Origin of the sequence: Micromonospora sp. C81, from assembly GCF_018070425.1 — a bacterium.
In the GTDB taxonomy this organism is placed as follows: Bacteria; Actinomycetota; Actinomycetes; order Mycobacteriales; family Micromonosporaceae; genus Micromonospora; species Micromonospora zamorensis.
Map to the genome: position 1 here is coordinate 514,826 of NZ_JAGPXS010000002.1, position 16,467 is coordinate 531,292.

The window sequence follows — 16,467 nt, forward strand, 5'->3', positions numbered from 1 at the left end:
GAGCAGCTACTTCGGGGGTGTCGCGGCGGGCATCGAGTGGCAGGGCTGCGACGGCGGGGCTGCCCGGGGCGGTCGGTGGACCAGCACGAGGGCCAGCACCGCCCCGGCCACGAGCAGGCCGGCGCACCATTCCATCGCGCCCCGGAACGCGTCGGTCAGCTCGGCCTTCTGCTCGTACCCGCCGCCGGACAGGCCGACCAGCAGCGGCAGCGCCGCCACCGCGAGCAGACCACCGGCTCGGGACGCCGCGTTGTTGAAGCCGCTGGCGACCCCGGAGAACCGGTCCTGCACGGCGGCCAGCACCGACGCGGTCAGTGGTGCCACGACCAGGGTCAGCCCGATGCCGAAGAGCAGCACCCCGGGCAGCACGTCGGTCCAGTACGACGCGCCCGGTCCCACGCCGCGCAGCAGCAACAGACCGATCGCGGCCACCACCGGTCCGATGGCCAACGGCAGCCGGGGGCCGATCCGGGCGGACAACGCTCCGGCTCGGGCCGACCCGACCAACAGCAGCAGGGTCATCGGCAGCAGCGCGATGCCGGTGCGGAAGGCCGACCACTCGACCACGTTCTGCAGGTAGACGGCGAAGAAGAAGGTGAAGCCGCCGAGCGCCGCGTAGACGACCACTGTGAAGATGTTCAGCACCGAGAAGAGCCGGCTGCTGAACAGCCCGGTGGGCAGCATCGCGGCGTCGCCGCGCCGCCGTTCCAACAGGACGAAGGACACCGCCGACACCACTCCGACCACTGCCGCGATCAGCACCGGCGCGGAGTCGAAGCCGCGCGCCGGTGCGTCGATCAGGGCGTACGTGACACCGGCGAGCGCGAGTGCTCCGAGCAGGGCTCCCGCGACGTCGAACCGCCGTCGGGTCCGCCCCGGGTCTTCGGTCCGGGAGGCGCTCTCGTCCCGGCTCTCCGGCACCCAGTGCATCGCGGCCAGCACCACCAGCACGGCGATCGGCAGGTTGAGGAAGAAGATCCAACGCCAGGAGAGCGCGTCGATCAGCCAGCCACCGATGAACGGGCCGAGCGCTGTGGACACCCCGGACAGTCCGGCCCAGGCGCCGATCGCCCGGCCCCGGTCGTCCGGGTGGAAGCTGGCCTGGAGCACCGACAGCGACCCGGGTGTGAGCAACGCCCCGCCGGCTCCCTGGAGGAAACGGGCCGCGATCAGCCACCCGGTGCCCTGGGCCAGCCCGCACAGCACGGACGCGGCGGTGAACCAGATCACGCCGATGAGGAAGATGCGTCGCCGGCCGAAGCGGTCCCCGAGTGCGCCGCCGAGCAACACGAAAGCCGCCAGCATCAGCAGGTAGCCGTTGATGGTCCACTGGAGATCGGCCACGTTCGCGCCGAGATCCTGCCCGAGTTTCGGCAGCGCCACGTTGACGACAGTGCTGTCGAGGAAGACCATGCCTGAGGCGAGTACGGCGGCGAGCAGCGTCCCACGGCCGGCGGCGGTGCCCATTCGGAGGGCAGGCGCCGGTACGGGTGCGGTCATCCCACCAATCTGCCCTGCCTGATGTGGGAGACGCCACGAAATGCCAAAACCATCCCCGGGTACTGTGCGCAATCGCCGGGAGACCGCAAGCTGGAGAGGTGTCGTCTGTGCGTACCACATCAGGACCGCGAGCGGCGGTGATCGCGCTCGCCGCGACGCTGACGCTCGGCGTGGCCGGTTGCGTCCCGCAGGACGAGCCGGACACTCCGCCGTCGAGCGGCGGCGGCAATGCCGTGCAGCAGCTCGGCCAGCTCACCGTCGCCACCGCAGGCTCGATGAAGGGCTACAGCCGGGACCACTTCCCGCACTGGCGGGACACCGGCAAGAACTGCGACGTGCGGGACAGCATCCTCCAGCGCGACGGCAAGGACGTGAAACTCTCCGGCTGCAACGTGGTCGGTGGTCGCTGGGAGAGCGTGTACGACGGCCGCAGCGCCGCCGATCCCGCCGATGTGGACATCGACCACATGGTGCCGTTGGCCAACGCGTGGCGCTCGGGTGCCGACGAGTGGGACGACCGCAAGCGCGGCGACTTCGCCAACGACACGACACGCCCGCAGCTCATTGCGGTTTCGGCGTCCTCGAACCGGTCAAAGGGTGACCAGGACCCGTCGCAGTGGAAGCCGGCGAACCGTGAGTACTGGTGCAAGTACGCTGAGAGCTGGGTGACGGTCAAGCACTACTGGCGGCTGACGGTGACCACCGCCGAGAAGGCTGCCCTGACCGACATGTTGGAGGGCTGCACAGTGGGGAGTGAATCGTGACCGCCGCCGAGGAGAGCGCTGGCACCGGCCCGGCCGCCGCCGGCATGACCGCGGACGGCACCGCCGAGACCCCCGCCGCCGTGCCGGGTGCCGGCATGGTCGCGGATGCGGGCGGGGCCGCTGGCCCGCAGAGCCGCACCACCGACATCGTGCCCGGCCCAGGCGGGGTGATGACCGATGAGGTCGGCGTCGTCACCGGCGACCTGACCCTGCGCACCGAGTACGCGGACGGCAAGGTCACCCTGCGGGTCCAGTACAAGGACGCCGACGAGTGGTATGTGGTCACCGGCGCGTCGGTGGCGTTGGCCGACCCGGCGGGTCTGGACGCGGTGCACGGCGTCGCGGTGGGCCTGCTCAACCGCCCGGAGGGCTGAGCAGCTCCGACGTCGCCGGCACCGCGTCCAGTCTCAGACGTACGAGCCGGGCTCGGTGGGCGCGGAGACCACGGCTGGCGCGTCCCCCTCGCCCTCGGGGCGGACGATCTGCGCGCTGACCCCGTGCGGGCGCAGCTCGCCGCTGGCGATCTGCTCGGCCCAGTGGCAGGCCACCCGGCTGACACCGATATCCCGCAGCACGGGCCGCTCGTCCGCGCAGCGGGTGGGCTGCGCCCACGGGCAGCGCGTGTGGAAACGGCAGCCGGACGGCGGGTTGGCCGGCGACGGCAGGTCACCGGCGAGCAGGATCCGCTCCCGACGGTCCTCCACGTCCGGGTCCGGCACCGGCACCGCGGACATCAACGCCCGGGTGTACGGGTGCAGCGGCTCGTTGTAGAGACGGTCGCTCGGTGCCTCCTCGACCAGCGCGCCCAGGTACATGACGCCGACGGTGTCGGAGATGTGCCGGACCACCGCGAGGTCGTGCGCGATCACCAGGTAGGTCAGCCCCAGGCTGTCCTGAAGTTCGTCGAGCAGGTTGACGACCTGGGCCTGGATCGACACGTCGAGTGCCGAGACCGGCTCGTCGGCCACGATCAGCTCCGGCCCGAGCACCAGCGCCCGGGCGATGCCGATGCGCTGCCGCTGCCCGCCGGAGAACTCGTGCGGATAGCGGGACAACGCCCAGCGGGGCAGCCCGACCGCGTCCAGGGTCTCCCCGATGATCCGCCTGCGGTCGGTGCGGTCGGCGCCGATCCCGTGAGTCTGGAGGCCCTCGGTCAGGATCGACTCGACGTTCTGCCGCGGGTCGAGGCTGGACATCGGGTCCTGGAAGATCATCTGCATCCGGCGACGCATGCTGCGCAGCTTGCCGGGCGCCAGCGTGGTCAGCTCGACGCCGTCGAAGCTCACCTCGCCCGCGGTCGGTGGGGTCAGCTGGAGCAGTGCCCGACCGAGCGTGGACTTACCGCAGCCGGACTCGCCGACCAGGCCGTACGTCTTTCCACGCGCGATGCTCAGGTCGACCCCGTCGACGGCCTTCACGTGGCCGACCACCCGGTCGAAGAGCACACCCCGCTTGATCGGGAAGTGCACCTTCAGGTCGCGTACCTCGACGAGGATGTCATTCTCGCTCACGCTGATTCCTCCTCGCGCGGGGCGGGCACCGTGCCGGGCACCGGCTCCGGGTTCACGCACCGGTAGCTACGTCCGTCGTACGCCTGCACCAGCTCCGGCGGCTCGCCCACGCACTCGTCGATCCGTCGGGAGCAGCGCGGGGCGAAGGCACAGCCGTCCGGCCAGGGCAGCAGGTCGCGGACCGAACCGGGGATCGGGTTGAGCTTCTCGCCCCGCCCGGCGTCCAAGCGCGGCACCGAGCCGAGCAGACCCACTGTGTACGGGTGCCGCGGCTGGCGGAACAGTGGACGACGGCGGGCCGTCTCCACCACCCGACCGCCGTAGAGCACGTTGACGGTGTCGACCATGCCGGCCACCACACCGAGATCGTGCGTGATCATCAGCAGCGCGGTGCCGGAGTCCCGGACCAGTTCCTTGAGCAGCTCCAGGATCTGAGCCTGGATGGTGACGTCCAGAGCGGTGGTCGGCTCGTCGGCGATGAGCAGCCGAGGCTGGCAGGCCACCGCCATCGCGATGAGCGCACGCTGGCGCATGCCACCGGAGAGCTGGTGCGGGTATTCCTTCAGCCGCCGCTTCGGGTCGGGGATGCCGACCCGGTCCAGCAGCTCCGCCGCCTCCTTGGCGGCGGCCGCACCCTTCATCCCCCGGTGCCGGGTCAGCACCTCGGTCACCTGCAACCCGATCGGGATCACCGGGTTCAGCGAGGAGAGCGGGTCCTGGAAGATCATCGCGATGTCCCGGCCACGGATGTCCCGCCGTGACCGGTCGTCGAGCTGGAGCAGGTCGGTGCCGTCGAAGACGGCCTTGCCGCCGACCCGGAGGCCGGGTTGCTTCGGCAGCAGACCCATGATCGCGAGCGAGGTGACGCTCTTGCCGCAGCCGGACTCACCGACCAGGCCGACCACCTCACCGGCGTCGACCGAGAAGGACACCCCGTCGACCGCGTGCACGGCCCGCTGGCCGCGCCGGGCGAACGTGACGGACAGATCGTCAACTTCGAGCAGTGCCATTGGGGGCCTACTTCCGCAGCTTCGGGTCGAGGGCCTCACGCATCGCCTCACCGAGCAGGGTGAAGCCGAGCGCGGTGATGATGATCGCGACGGCCGGGTAGATCGCCAGCGACGGCCGGATACCGAGGTACTGCTGCGCGTCGGCGAGCATGACACCCCACTCCGGTACGGCCGTGTCCGGGTTGCCGAGGCCGAGGAACGAGAGCGCCGCAGCCTCGATGATCGCGGTGGCCAGGGTCAGCGTGGCTTGCACGATCACCGGGGCGAGCGAGTTCGGCACCACGTGGGTCAGCGCGATCTTCGACTTCTTGACACCGAGCGAGGTGGCCGCCAGCACGTAGTCGCTGTTGGCCTGGGAGATCATCGAGCCGCGCAGCAGCCGGGCGAACACCGGCACCGAGACCACGCCGACCGCGATCATCACAGTGGTCAGGCTGGCCCCGAGCAGGGCGGCGATGCTCACCGCGAGCAGCAGGCTCGGCATCGCCAGCAGCATGTCGATGAACCGCATCAGGGTCGTGTCGATCCAACGCCCCCACCGGCCACCGAGACCGGCTGCGGCACCGGAGACGCCACCGATGACCGCGCCGATCGCCAGACCGATCAGGGTGGAGACCACACCGACGAGCAGAGTCTGGCGGGCACCCACGATCATCCGGCTGAACTCGTCACGGCCCTGGTGGTCGTAGCCGAACCAGTGGTCGCCGTTCGGGCCGGGAATGACACCAGGCTTGATCAGCCCTTCCCGGATGCCGATCGTGTCCGTCGCCGCGTACGGCACGAGGAACGGTCCGATGACCGCGACCAGCACGAAGAGCGCCAAAATGACGGCGCCGACGATCGCGGCCGGGTTGCCGCGCAGCCGGCGGAACGCCTCCTGCCAGAGGCTGACGCCACGCTCGTCGTCACGGGCGGCCAGTTCGGAGAGCCGGTCGATCTTCTCGCGCTTCTTGCCCGGGCTGAGTGTCATCGCACCCTCACCCTCGGGTCGATGAAGCTGTAGGAGAGGTCCACCAGGAGGTTCACCAGCACGTACACCACCGCGATGATCAGAATGAAGCCCATCAGCACCGGATAGTCGCGCTGGCCGATGGCCTCGGCGACGAATGCTCCGATGCCACTGAAGGCGAAGACGGTCTCGGTCAGCACGGCGCCGGAGAGCAGGCCGCCCGCGAGCAGACCGATCGAGGTGGCCACCGGCAGCATCGCGTTGCGCAGCACGTGCCGGCGACGGACCGTCTGCTCGGTCAGGCCCTTCGCCTCGGCGGTGCGCACGAAGTCCTCGTTGAGCACCTCCAGCACGCTCGCCCGGGTGATCCGGACGATGATCGCCAGCGGGATGCTGGCCAGCGCGATGGCGGGCAGCACCAGATGCCAGAGCGCATCGGCGGCGGCGTCCCACTCGCGGGTCATCAGGCCATCGAGGACAAAGAAGTTGGTGACCCGGGTCGCCTCCAGCGTCGGGTCCTGCCGGCCACTGGACGGGAACCAGTGCAGGTTCTCCGAGAAGATCGCCTTGAGCACGTAGCCCAGGAAGAACACCGGGATGCAGATGCCGATCAGCGAACCGCCCACGGACGCGTGGTCCAGGAAACGGCCGCGACGGCGGGCGGCCAGGTAGCCCAGCGGGATGCCGATGCCGATCGCGATGATCATCGCGGTGATGGTCAGCTCGACGGTGCCGGGGAAGCGCTCGATGAACTCCGTGGTGACCGCCCGCTTGGTGGAGGTCGAGGTGCCCAGGTCGAGCTTGATCATCCGCCGGACGAACCGGCCGTACTGCACCAGGATGGGCTCGTCGAGCCCCATGTTGCGGCGGATGGCGGCACGCATCTCGGGCGTGCCGCGCTCGCCGAGGATGGCGGTCTCGGGGCCGCCGGGGAGCCGGCGGAGCCAGATGAAGAGCAGAAGGGAGAGCCCGAACAGCGTGGGTATCAGCTGAAGCAGGCGCCTGACGATGAACCGGAACACGGCGGCCTCGAAGGGGTGCGGAGGGTTGCGGGCGGGCGCTGTGCGACAGCGCCCGCCCGCGTTCCTTGCGTCAGATCAGGACTTACTTGAACTCGGCGGTTGCGAAGCGCTCGTCGGTGAGCGGGCTCGCCTTGACGCCGGTCACGTCCTTGCCGAACACGATCGCCGGCGGCGAGTGCGAGATCGGCACACCGGGCAGGAACTCCATCACGGACTTGTTCAGGGCCTTGTACTTCTCGGTCCGGGCCGCGATGTCCGCGGTGGTGTCCGCGTCCTTGAACTGGTCGAACAGGGCCTTGTTGTTGAAGCCCCACTCGTCCTTCGGCCGGTCGAAGAAGGTGCCGATGAAGTTGTAGGCGTCGCCGTAGTCACCGGTCCAGCCCAGGAAGTGGATGTCGTGTTTGCTGCCCGAGGTGGTGGCGTTGAGGTAGTCCGGGCTCCACTTGAGCGGGATCGCCTCGACGGTGATGCCAACCGCCTTCAGGTCCGCCGACAGCAACTCGAAGATGTCCTTCGGGTTCGGCATGTACGGCCGGGTGACCTCGGTCGGGTAGTGGAACTTCAGCGTCAGGTTCGACGCGCCCGCCTCGGCCAGCAGCGCCTTCGCCTTGGCCGGGTCGTAGTTGTACTTCGGAACGTCGCCGCTCCAGCCCTCGACGGTGTCGGGCATGAAGTTCTCGGCGACCTTGGCGCCCGGGGGCAGCTTCGAGTCGACCAGCTGCTGACGGTTCAGCGCGTACGCGATGGCCTGCCGGACCTTCGGGTCGGCGAGCTTCGGGTTGCCCTTCTGGTTGATCGCCAGGTAGAGCACGTTGAACGCCGGGCGGGTGAGCATGTTGAAGCCCTCGCCCTTCAGCGGCTCGACGTCGGCCGGGCCAACCAGGTCGTAGCCCTGGATGTCGCCGGAGCGCAGCGCCTGCTTGCGGGCGTTCTCGTCCGAGATCGTCTTGAAGATCAGCGTCTTCAGCTTGGCCTTGGCGCCCGAGTAGTCGTCGTTGCGCTCCAGGGTCAGCGTCTTGTTGGCGACGTCCCAGGCCTTGAACTTGAACGGGCCGGTGCCGGTCGGGTGCGCCGTCGCGTACGCCGGGTACTTGATGTCCTCGGCGGTGCCGGCGACGTTGCTCGCGTCGAACTCCTGCAGCGCCTTCGGGCTGTGGATGGAGAACGAGGGGAGCATCAGCGCGGCCGGGATCTTGCTGGAGACCCGGGTGAACGCGAGGTCCACAGTGGTCGCGTCCTTGGCAGCGCACGACTTGAAGAGGCTCGCCGGCAGGTCTTCGCTCTCGTTCTTCGCGAAGCCACCCATGACGTCCTGCCAGTACGCGGTCACGTCCGGGCTCTGCATGAGGCCCTTGGCGTTGTACCAGCGGTTGAAGTTGACGCAGACGGCCTCGGCGTTGAAGTCGGTGCCGTCGTGGAACTTCACGCCCGAACGGAGCTTGAAGGTCCAGGTGGTGCCCGCGGCGTCCGGGGTCCAGGACTCGGCCAGGCCGGGGGTGACCTTCGTGCCACCCTCCTCCGGTCGGACCAGGGTCTCGAAGACCTGACGCGCCACACGCAGCGACTCACCGTCGCTGGCGAAGCTCGGGTCGAGCACCTTCGGGTCTCCGGCGACGCCGAAGACGAGGGTGTCCTTCTTGCTACCACCGGATTTGTCGTCGTCGCGGTTGCTCTCGGCGCAGCCTGCTACCGCGAGGGCCGCGACCGCGATGGCCGCGATCGCGACCTTCGGCCTGGGTGCACGCATGTGTGCTTCACCTCGTCCTTGGGGGTACGGACAACGTGGTGACAGGGGTCACCGATGGCGGTGACCATAGCTCCCGTTGCGTCCACCCGGAAACCGCCAGGTGGACGGTTGGTATCGGATCGTGCCTCAACCGCCGCTTGACATTCGATTCGAAGGTAAACGGCCCCAAAAACCGATCAATCTGCGACCGCGATGCCAAACTGTTACGTCGAACAGCCCCGATGAGGGATCAAGTGTCAGATCAATTCCGGGCAGTGACGCCCACCGACACGACGATGGCCGGCACCCGATTCGGGCGCCGGCCATCGGCCGTGGATAGATGTCAGACCGCCCGGCGACCCTCGAAGGCCCGACCCAGGGTGATCTCGTCGGCGTACTCCAGGTCGCCGCCGACCGGCAGCCCACTGGCCAGTCGACTCACCGCGATGCCCATCGGCTTCACCATCAGGGCCAGGTAGGTGGCGGTCGCCTCGCCCTCGGTGTTCGGGTCCGTGGCCAGGATCAACTCCCGCACCCCGCCACCACCGAGCCGGATCAGCAGCTCCCGGATGCGCAGATTGTCCGGCCCGATCCCCTCCAGCGGATTGATCGCGCCGCCCAGCACGTGATAGCGACCGCGGAACTCACCGGTCCGCTCGACGGCCACCACGTCCTTGGGCTCCTCCACCACGCACAGCACCTCGTCGGTGCGGCGCGGGTCGCGGCAGATCCGGCACTGTTCGGACTCGGCCACGTTGTAGCAGGTCGTGCAGAACCGCACCAGCTCCTTGACCTTGCGCAGCGCGCCGGCCAGCCGGTTGACGTCGGCAGGGTCCGCCGACAGGACGTGGAACGCGATCCGCTGAGCGCTCTTCGGGCCCACGCCCGGCAGCCGACCCAGCTCGTCGATCAGGTCCTGGATGGCACCTTCGTACATCTGCCGCCTCAGAAACCGGGCAGGCCGAGGCCGCCCATGCCACCGGCGACCGGGCCCATCTTGCGCTCGGTCAGCTCCCGGGCCGCCTCGGCGGCGTTGTGCACGGCCGCGACGACCAGGTCCTCCAGCGTCTCCACGTCATCCGGGTCGACGGCCTTCGGGTCGATCTTGATGGCCTTGAGCTCACCGGAGCCGGAGACGGTCGCGGTGACCAGCCCACCGCCGGCGGTGCCGGTCAGCTCGGCCTCGGCCAGCTCAGCCTGGGCGGCGGCGATCTGCTGCTGCATCTTCTGCGCCTGCTTCAGCATCTGCTGCATGTTCGGCTGTCCACCTGGGCGCACGGATGGCTCCTTCTCGCACTCGTCTGCTCGGCCGCCGCCCAGCCTATCCGCTGGGACCGACCCCGCCCCGCCCGGAGGCGTCCGCCCACGCCGAGCCTTCGGGTACGGCTACCACTACCCCGAACCGGGCATCTGCCGGTAGTGCGCCCAGAGCCGTCGCACTGGTGTGCTCGTGGCATGAATCTCAACCCCACCGGCCGGGTCGGCGCGCTGTGCTGGGCCGCGGCAGCACCGATCTTCCTCGTCGCCAGCCTGGTCACCGGCCTGCGGTGGCGCGAACCGACCTACAGCTGGGCCCTGCACAACATCAGCGACCTCGGCAACGCCCACTGCGGCGTCTGGGACACCACCAGGCCCCGCTACGTCTGCTCGCCCTGGCACCCGCTGATGAACGCCGCGATGCTGACCACCGGAGTGCTGCTCGCCGCCGGGCTCCTGCTGACCTGGCGACTGTTCGGTCGCGGCGGCGTGGTGCGCTCGGCCCAGATGTTCCTGCTGGTGGCCACCGGCGGGTACGCCCTGGCGGCCCTCTACCCGGCCGACGTCGACGAGAACCTGCACGTCCTCGGCGCATTCCTGATCATGGGCCTGGGCAACATCGGCCTGCTCCTCGCCGGCTTCGCGCCGGGCACCACGACGCTCGGCCGGTGGCGACCGCTCACCCTCACCGCAGGGCTCATCGCCCTGGTAGGCACCGTGTTGTTCTTCGCCCAACAGGGCGTCGGGATCGGGGTGGGCGGCATGGAACGGGTCGCAGTGCTGCCCTTCCCCCTCTGGGCCTGCTGCCTCGGCGTCCTGCTAGCCGAAAGACCTGCCAGCCAGCCTCGCTCAAACCCAAGCAAGGTCCACTAGTTCCTTGATCGTTGGCAGCTGAGCAACTCGACACGCCGCACACGGCACTGCTGAGCTGCCACCGATCGCCGCGACGCAGTCCCCTACCGGGCGTCGACCTCGTCGATCTTTTCCGCTCCGAAGGTCTCCCGGAGCAGCCGTACCGCCTGCTCCTCACTGGACTCCCGGGCGGTCTTCTCGTCGATGACCTCGTCCAACGGCTCGTCGCCCGGGTCGAACCCCTCGTAGACCGGGGTCGCCGGCGCCGCGCCGCCCGGCCGACCACCGCGCGTCGGGCCGTCGAAGTCCGGGTCGTAGGGAGGCTCGCCCGCCCATTCGGCGTCCGCGACGGGCCGGGCTGCCGCTGGGGTACGCGCACCGCGCCCCGCCGCCGCCGCGCGAGCCGCGGCGATGGCGCTGCTCACCGGTGCGTTACCGGCTGTCGCCGGCTGCCGGGCCGCCGGTGTCGGGTTGTCCCGTCCGCCCGGCTTACCGCCACCGGCCGATGCGCCGGCGCCACCCGCAACACCTGGTCCACCGCCGTTCGCGGTGCGGCCGTTCGCGGTGCCGCCGTTCGTGCTGCCGCCGGTCGTGCTGGCCGATGCGGGGGCCGAGCCGGAGCCGCCCGACGCGGTGTCGGCACCTGATCCGTCGCCCGACGCGCCGCCGGGGCGGGCGGCCTCCGGCCAGTCCTCGTCATCGGTCGCCGCTGCGGCGGAGGCACCGCCGCCGGGGCGCGCCGCCTCCGGCCAGTCGTCCTCGTCATCGGCCGCGCCGGGCTGCGCTGCGCGCGGCCCACCCGCACCGTCTGCGGCAGCGGGCTGGGCGCCGCCCTGCCGACCTGCACGGTGATCATCCGCAGCGGTGCGCGGTGCTGCGCCCTGCTGACCAGCACCGGAGCCGCTTCCGTGCACGCCGACAGCGCCGCGCGCACCCGGGCCGGTGGTGCCGGTCGCATTCGCTGCGCTGGACGGCGCATGAGTCGGCCCAGCGGCACCGGTCGAGGTCGGTACGACGGGCGGCGCGCTCGTCGGGCTGGTGGCAGTCGGTGGTGGCGCACTCGTCGGGCTGGTAGCAATCGGTGCGGCGGGCGGCGCGCTCGCCACGCTGGCAGCAGTCGGTGCGACGGGTGATGCACTCGTCGGGCTGGTAGCGATCGGCGCGGCCGTCGGGTTGGCAGCAGTCGGTGCGGCCGGCGGCGCGCTCGTCGGGCTGGCGGCGGGTCGGGCCGGAGCGGCCTGTTGTGAGCGCTGCGAGCCGGACAGCGACACGCCACCGCGCTCACCGGCCACCTCGCAGCGGATCTGCCAGCGCCCGCCCAACTCCTCGTAGAGCGCGTCGGTCAGCACAGCCGCATGGTCGGCCATCATCTTGGCCAGCACTGTCGACTTCACCGTCAGCACCAGCATGTCGCCGTCGAGTTCGCGTACGACCGCGTCGCGCATCAGGGCCGCGATCCGCTTGTTGGTCCGGTTGACCTTGCCGACCACGTCGGGCCAGACACGGCGGACCGCGACCGCGTCCAACGCGGCGGCCGGCGCACCCGGTCGGGGTGGCACGGGCGTGGCCGGGTCGGGGAGCACCGCCGACGGCGGCACCACGCGACGCTGGGCGTGTGAGCCGGCGCCCGGCCCGGCGGGCGAGACAGGTGCGCCCTGATCAGCGGGTGACGACCCGACGGTGGCACCGGGTGACGCCGGAATGGGCGAGTCGGCGGCCGAGGCCGGCACGCCCGACACTGGCGCGCCCGAGGTCGGGACGCCCGAAGCCGGTGCGTTCGACGCCGGAGCGGTCGGGACCCGGCCGGCCGAGGCCGGAGCACTCGACACCGCAGCGCTCAGGTCGGCGGCGTTCCGGGCCGGGGACTCCGCCGGGTCGACCTCCCACGGCGGTGCGGAGGTCGGGGCGTTGGTGGGTGCCGGGCCTGCGGCAGCCGGAACCGGTGAGGCCTGCTGTGGGCGTACCCCTGGATGGGCTGCTGGCGCGGAGCCGGCGGCGGCCGGCGGCGCGTCGGTGCCGGTCAGGGTGAGCCGACGTTCCATCCGCTCAAGCCGCTGGAGGAGGCCACCGGCGGAGTCGTCCACGCCGGGCAGCAGCATCCGGGCGCAGATCAGCTCCAGCAGCAGGCGGGGTGCTGTGGTGCCGCGCATCTCCACCAGGCCGTCGTGCACGATGTCGGCGCAGCGGGAGAGCGTGGCCGGGCCAAGCTGGGAAGCCTGGGCGGCCATCCGCTCGATCTGGTCGGCCGGACCGTCGATCAGGCCCTTCGCGGCGGCGTCCGGCACCTGCTGGATCACGATGAGGTCGCGTAGCCGTTCCAGCAGGTCGGCGGCGAACCGGCGCGGGTCGTGCCCGGCCTCGGCGACCCGGTCGACGGTGGCGTACGCGGCGGCGCCGTCCCCGGCAGCCAGCGCGTCGCACATCTCGTCGATCAACGCGGCATCGGTGACCCCGAGCAGCGCGGCGGCCCGCGCGTAGGTGACACCCTCCGGGCCGGCCCCGGCCATGAGCTGGTCGAGCACCGAGAGGCTGTCCCGGGCGCTGCCTCCACCGGCACGGACCACCAGCGGGAAGACCGCCGGCTCGACGGCGACGCCCTCCGCCTGGGTGAGCTGCTCCAGGTACGGGCGGAGCACCTTCGGCGGGATCAACCGGAACGGGTAGTGGTGGGTCCGCGAACGGATCGTGCCGAGGACCTTCTCCGGTTCGGTGGTGGCGAAGATGAACTTGACGTACTCCGGGGGCTCCTCGACCAGCTTGAGCAGGGCGTTGAAGCCCTGGGTCGAGACCATGTGCGCCTCGTCGATGACGTAGATCTTGAAGCGGCTGCTGGCCGGCGCGAAGAAGGCGCGCTCACGCAGCTCGCGGGCGTCGTCGACACCACCGTGGCTGGCCGCGTCGATCTCGATCACGTCGATAGAGCCGGCACCGTCGGTGGCCAGCGAGCGGCAGGACTCACACTTGCCGCACGGCTCCGGGGTGGGGCCCTGCTCACAGTTGAGCGAGCGGGCCAGAATCCGGGCGCTGGAGGTCTTGCCGCAGCCGCGCGGCCCGGAGAAGAGGTAGGCGTGGTTGAGCCGTCCGCTGCGCAGCGCCTGCGACAGCGGCTCGGTCACGTGCTCCTGACCGATGACCTCAGCGAAGGTACGCGGCCGGTACTTGCGGTAGAGCGCCAGCGTCACTCGTCCCGCCTCCTCTCGACCGAGCCATTCTGCGCCGGTCGGGCGCGGGTGACCACCCACCACCCCGGCACCCCGGCTGCCGTGCTTGATCGACCGGGCCGCCAGGGCTTAATCGACCCCGCGCCGCGCCTGACCGACGCCGCGCCGCGCTTGATCGACTCGGCTTCCTGGAAACCGCGGTGTCCGCGTGGCCGGGACACCCCGACATCACGGAAGTCGAGTGGATCAACCGGCCCACAGACAAAAAGGCCTCCCGTGCACCCGGCAGAGCTCGCTTATCCTTGCTGCCTTCCGGCCCTGGGGAGGTTCACGAGATACCGCCGCACGGGAGGTGCCGCCCAGCCTACCCGACCGCCCGTCGATCTTCAGGGGGTGGTGGGGTGGCCCGGCCGACGGAGGCCTGTATCCTGGCTCGCGGAGGATTCGCCTAGAGGCCTAGGGCGCACGCTTGGAAAGCGTGTTGGGTTTACACCCTCACGAGTTCGAATCTCGTATCCTCCGCTCGTCTGAGCTACACGACCGACAGGGCCGGCCCCACTGGGGACCGGCCCTGAGTCGTTCTCCGCGCCGGGAACCACGCCCTCGGCCCAGCCCCCTTCAGGCGCGAGCGCGGGCCCAGGACAGGAAGCGGTCGGTCAGCCGACCTGGGTCGACCTCGCTGAGCTGCGCGCTGGCCTCGGCTTGGAGCGTCGCCAGGTAGACGGTCAACGCCAGCCGGTCGTGCCGGTATTCGCCGAGCAGCCGCAGCTTCGCCGCCGAGCAGGGCCAGGCGATGCCGCACGCGGCACAGCGCCAGGTGGGTCGGGTCGGCAGATGGTTCCGGTAGCGGCGGCGGGGCACAGGCGAACCTCCTTCGCGGTGGACGGGGGTCGCCCTGTCGGGGCGACCCCCGGACTGACGCCTACCGCCGGGCTCCTGCGCCTCCACCGGTCACGCCGTCTTCTGCGGACCACCCTCTGGCGCGTCACCGGACAGGTACACCGCGTAGCGATATGGTCCTCAGATATTCGAGACATCCGATGGAGGGGCCGCCGTGAACGATGCGCTTCGGGTGGCGCTCAGCGACACCGGGCACACCACCGAATCCCTCGCCGAGACGGTCGGCGTCGACCCGAAGACCGTGGGGCGCTGGTTGACCGAGGGGCGCATCCCGCACCCCCGGCACCGCCTGGCGGCAGCGGAGGCCCTCCACAAGGACGTGTCGGACATCTGGCCGGACACTTCAAGACGTCGTGACCCCATCTGGTTTCGTCCGTGGCAGGAGATCGAGCGCGAGGCGGTGTCACTGCGGTCGTACGAGTCGACCGTCCTGCCGGGGCTGTTGCAGACCGAGGCGTACGCCAGGGCAGTGCTGAGCGGCGCGGGCCTGATCCCCCGGGGTGACATCGAGCGGCTTCTCACGGTCCGGCTCGGCCGGCAGGGCGTGCTCAAGCGGGATGACCCGCCGCAGTTCACGGCGGTCGTGGACGAGGCGGTCATCCGTCGCCCGGTGGGCGGCGGATCGACAATGCGCGAGCAACTGTTGGCCGTCGTCGCGGCGTGCGCCGAGCCGCACATCCGGGTGCACGTCGTGCCCAGCACGGTCGGTGCCTACGCCGGGTTGAACGGGCCGTTCGTGATCGCACACAGCCACGACCACCGGGTCGCCGGCTATCTGGACAACCAACTCCAGGGACAAGTCGCTAGCGACCCCGAGGACATCGCGGCCATGATGGCGGCATGGGAGAACGTGCGCGGGGAGGCGCTGTCCCACTGGCAGTCGGTCGACCTGATGAGGGAAGTGGCGCAGACATGGAGCTGAACGGCGCACGGTGGCGCAAGAGCAGCCGCAGCAGCGGCAACGGCGGCAACTGTGTCGAGGTCGCCGACAACCTGCCCGGCGTCGTCGGCGTACGGGATTCCAAGGACCCGACCGGCCCGGCGCTCACCTTCGCGCCGGCGACCTGGCGCGCGTTCATCAGCCGGCTCGCCATGCGGCTCTGACCAGGGCCTCAATCCGTCGTACACATGTTCTATCCACAGGCTGTGGACAGGGCTTGTGTCAGGAGCCGTCGCGGAGATCGGCGAGGCGTTCCGGCCGGAAGCTGATCTCGTCGAAGGTCATGCTGCACCCGTCGCCGGTCGGCGACTGGCCGGCGAAGCCGATCCGGTCGCGGGTCGTCTCGCCGTCGAAGCTGAACACGCGGATCAACTGCCAGGTCGTGCCGTCGACCGAGGCGTGGTACGCGTAGACCCGGCCGATTCGCGAGACGCGCAGCCACACCGACCGGTCCGCCACGACGAAGGCGTTCGCGTCGTCGGCGACACCACGGCAGATGACGGAAACGATCATGGGTTCACCCTCGGGCGAGAACTCGAAGCACAACTTGCCCCAGCACCGCTCGTCACGCCAGATCAGCAGCACCCCGGCGTCGAAGGTGGCGGCGAAGGCGACGCTGACCCGGGCGCTGAACTGGAAGTCGCCCTCCGGCGGCAGGTCACCGAGCAGCGTCGCCGCGTTGAGGACGGGCACGGCGTTCTCGTCCCCGTCGACGCCGACTCCGCTCGGGTCGATGAAGATGTCCGTGCGCGGCTGCGCCGACACCGTCACGGCGCCGGTCGTCTCGTCCACCCGCCAGAGCCCCTCGGGTGAGGGCACGAGCGGAGACGGCATACCGGGGACGGTCAGTTGGTCAGCCATGACCAGGACCGTAC

Annotated in this window: 16 protein-coding genes, 1 tRNA gene and 1 other RNA gene; 6 read left to right on the forward strand and 12 right to left on the reverse strand. The window is 70.4% G+C overall.

Features of this window, described 5'->3' with window-relative positions:
• Positions 1 to 6 precede the first annotated feature (6 nt).
• Positions 7 to 1,500 (reverse strand): MFS transporter, encoded by a 1,494-nt coding sequence (locus KBX46_RS05930; RefSeq protein WP_210791394.1) that lies wholly within the window; start codon positions 1,498 to 1,500, stop codon positions 7 to 9.
• A 107-nt stretch (positions 1,501 to 1,607) separates the two neighbouring features.
• Here KBX46_RS05930 and KBX46_RS05935 point away from each other — a divergent pair, with 107 nt between their 5' ends.
• Both KBX46_RS05935 and KBX46_RS05940 read left to right on the forward strand, forming a co-directional pair.
• Positions 1,608 to 2,264 (forward strand): HNH endonuclease family protein, encoded by a 657-nt coding sequence (locus KBX46_RS05935; protein WP_088950598.1) that lies wholly within the window; start codon positions 1,608 to 1,610, stop codon positions 2,262 to 2,264.
• Positions 2,261 to 2,638 (forward strand): hypothetical protein, encoded by a 378-nt coding sequence (locus KBX46_RS05940; RefSeq protein ID WP_357970681.1) that lies wholly within the window; start codon positions 2,261 to 2,263, stop codon positions 2,636 to 2,638. Before KBX46_RS05935 ends, KBX46_RS05940 begins: the two co-directional genes overlap by 4 nt.
• A gap of 33 nt (positions 2,639 to 2,671) precedes the next feature.
• Here the strand turns inward: KBX46_RS05940 and KBX46_RS05945 are convergent, their stop codons facing one another.
• The 7 genes from KBX46_RS05945 to KBX46_RS05975 form a co-directional block, all read right to left on the reverse strand.
• Positions 2,672 to 3,775, reverse strand: a complete 1,104-nt coding sequence (locus KBX46_RS05945) for an ABC transporter ATP-binding protein (RefSeq protein ID WP_088950600.1) — start codon at positions 3,773 to 3,775, stop codon at positions 2,672 to 2,674.
• Complete coding sequence (locus tag KBX46_RS05950) at positions 3,772 to 4,785, reverse strand: ABC transporter ATP-binding protein (protein ID WP_088950601.1); 1,014 nt, start codon at positions 4,783 to 4,785, stop codon at positions 3,772 to 3,774. The genes KBX46_RS05945 and KBX46_RS05950 overlap by 4 nt, the downstream gene beginning before the upstream one ends.
• Positions 4,786 to 4,792: 7 nt before the next feature.
• Positions 4,793 to 5,755, reverse strand: a complete 963-nt coding sequence (locus tag KBX46_RS05955; protein WP_088950602.1) for an ABC transporter permease — start codon at positions 5,753 to 5,755, stop codon at positions 4,793 to 4,795.
• Positions 5,752 to 6,756 (reverse strand): ABC transporter permease, encoded by a 1,005-nt coding sequence (locus KBX46_RS05960; protein WP_088950603.1) that lies wholly within the window; start codon positions 6,754 to 6,756, stop codon positions 5,752 to 5,754. Before KBX46_RS05960 ends, KBX46_RS05955 begins: the two co-directional genes overlap by 4 nt.
• A gap of 82 nt (positions 6,757 to 6,838) precedes the next feature.
• On the reverse strand, positions 6,839 to 8,503 hold the full coding sequence (locus KBX46_RS05965; RefSeq protein ID WP_210791396.1) for an ABC transporter substrate-binding protein: 1,665 nt from the start codon (positions 8,501 to 8,503) through the stop codon (positions 6,839 to 6,841).
• Between the two features lie 322 nt (positions 8,504 to 8,825).
• Positions 8,826 to 9,419: a recombination mediator RecR gene (gene recR, locus KBX46_RS05970; protein ID WP_088950605.1), complete on the reverse strand. Its 594-nt coding sequence runs from the start codon at positions 9,417 to 9,419 to the stop codon at positions 8,826 to 8,828.
• 8 nt (positions 9,420 to 9,427) lie between these two features.
• Positions 9,428 to 9,736 (reverse strand): YbaB/EbfC family nucleoid-associated protein, encoded by a 309-nt coding sequence (locus KBX46_RS05975; RefSeq protein WP_007466279.1) that lies wholly within the window; start codon positions 9,734 to 9,736, stop codon positions 9,428 to 9,430.
• A 201-nt stretch (positions 9,737 to 9,937) separates the two neighbouring features.
• On the opposite strand from KBX46_RS05975, the gene KBX46_RS05980 reads away from it, so the two are divergent.
• Positions 9,938 to 10,612 carry a DUF998 domain-containing protein gene (locus KBX46_RS05980; protein WP_210791398.1) on the forward strand — a complete coding sequence of 225 codons (675 nt, stop codon included), beginning with the start codon at positions 9,938 to 9,940 and terminating at the stop codon, positions 10,610 to 10,612.
• An 83-nt stretch (positions 10,613 to 10,695) separates the two neighbouring features.
• Here the strand turns inward: KBX46_RS05980 and KBX46_RS05985 are convergent, their stop codons facing one another.
• Together KBX46_RS05985 and ffs are read right to left on the reverse strand one after the other, a co-directional pair.
• Positions 10,696 to 13,773 (reverse strand): DNA polymerase III subunit gamma and tau, encoded by a 3,078-nt coding sequence (locus KBX46_RS05985; protein ID WP_210791400.1) that lies wholly within the window; start codon positions 13,771 to 13,773, stop codon positions 10,696 to 10,698.
• A 244-nt stretch (positions 13,774 to 14,017) separates the two neighbouring features.
• An RNA gene (ffs, locus tag KBX46_RS05990) (signal recognition particle sRNA small type) lies at positions 14,018 to 14,107 on the reverse strand.
• A gap of 82 nt (positions 14,108 to 14,189) precedes the next feature.
• Between ffs and KBX46_RS05995 the strand changes: the two genes are divergently transcribed.
• Positions 14,190 to 14,274, forward strand: a tRNA-Ser gene (locus KBX46_RS05995).
• A gap of 96 nt (positions 14,275 to 14,370) precedes the next feature.
• Here the strand turns inward: KBX46_RS05995 and KBX46_RS06000 are convergent.
• Positions 14,371 to 14,613, reverse strand: a complete 243-nt coding sequence (locus tag KBX46_RS06000) for a flavin reductase (protein ID WP_099849230.1) — start codon at positions 14,611 to 14,613, stop codon at positions 14,371 to 14,373.
• A 193-nt stretch (positions 14,614 to 14,806) separates the two neighbouring features.
• On the opposite strand from KBX46_RS06000, the gene KBX46_RS06005 reads away from it, so the two are divergent.
• Both KBX46_RS06005 and KBX46_RS06010 read left to right on the forward strand, forming a co-directional pair.
• On the forward strand, positions 14,807 to 15,574 hold the full coding sequence (locus KBX46_RS06005; protein WP_210791402.1) for a helix-turn-helix transcriptional regulator: 768 nt from the start codon (positions 14,807 to 14,809) through the stop codon (positions 15,572 to 15,574).
• Positions 15,565 to 15,756, forward strand: coding sequence for a DUF397 domain-containing protein (locus tag KBX46_RS06010; RefSeq protein WP_099849233.1), 192 nt, complete (start codon positions 15,565 to 15,567; stop codon positions 15,754 to 15,756). The genes KBX46_RS06005 and KBX46_RS06010 overlap by 10 nt, the downstream gene beginning before the upstream one ends.
• A 58-nt stretch (positions 15,757 to 15,814) precedes the next feature.
• On the opposite strand, the gene KBX46_RS06015 is transcribed toward KBX46_RS06010, so the two are convergent.
• Positions 15,815 to 16,453, reverse strand: a complete 639-nt coding sequence (locus KBX46_RS06015) for a DUF1349 domain-containing protein (RefSeq protein ID WP_210791404.1) — start codon at positions 16,451 to 16,453, stop codon at positions 15,815 to 15,817.
• Positions 16,454 to 16,467: the final 14 nt, after the last annotated feature.

Coding starts and splice junctions, on each gene's coding strand:
- KBX46_RS05930 (WP_210791394.1), bottom strand. CDS start 1,500: ATGACCGCACCCGTACCGGCGCCTGCCCTCCGAATGGGCACCGCCGCC.
- KBX46_RS05950 (WP_088950601.1), bottom strand. CDS start 4,785: ATGGCACTGCTCGAAGTTGACGATCTGTCCGTCACGTTCGCCCGGCGC.
- KBX46_RS05955 (WP_088950602.1), bottom strand. CDS start 5,755: ATGACACTCAGCCCGGGCAAGAAGCGCGAGAAGATCGACCGGCTCTCC.
- KBX46_RS05965 (WP_210791396.1), bottom strand. CDS start 8,503: ATGCGTGCACCCAGGCCGAAGGTCGCGATCGCGGCCATCGCGGTCGCG.
- recR (WP_088950605.1), bottom strand. CDS start 9,419: ATGTACGAAGGTGCCATCCAGGACCTGATCGACGAGCTGGGTCGGCTG.
- KBX46_RS05975 (WP_007466279.1), bottom strand. CDS start 9,736: ATGCAGCAGATGCTGAAGCAGGCGCAGAAGATGCAGCAGCAGATCGCC.
- KBX46_RS05980 (WP_210791398.1), top strand. CDS start 9,938: ATGAATCTCAACCCCACCGGCCGGGTCGGCGCGCTGTGCTGGGCCGCG.
- KBX46_RS06010 (WP_099849233.1), top strand. CDS start 15,565: ATGGAGCTGAACGGCGCACGGTGGCGCAAGAGCAGCCGCAGCAGCGGC.
- KBX46_RS06015 (WP_210791404.1), bottom strand. CDS start 16,453: ATGGCTGACCAACTGACCGTCCCCGGTATGCCGTCTCCGCTCGTGCCC.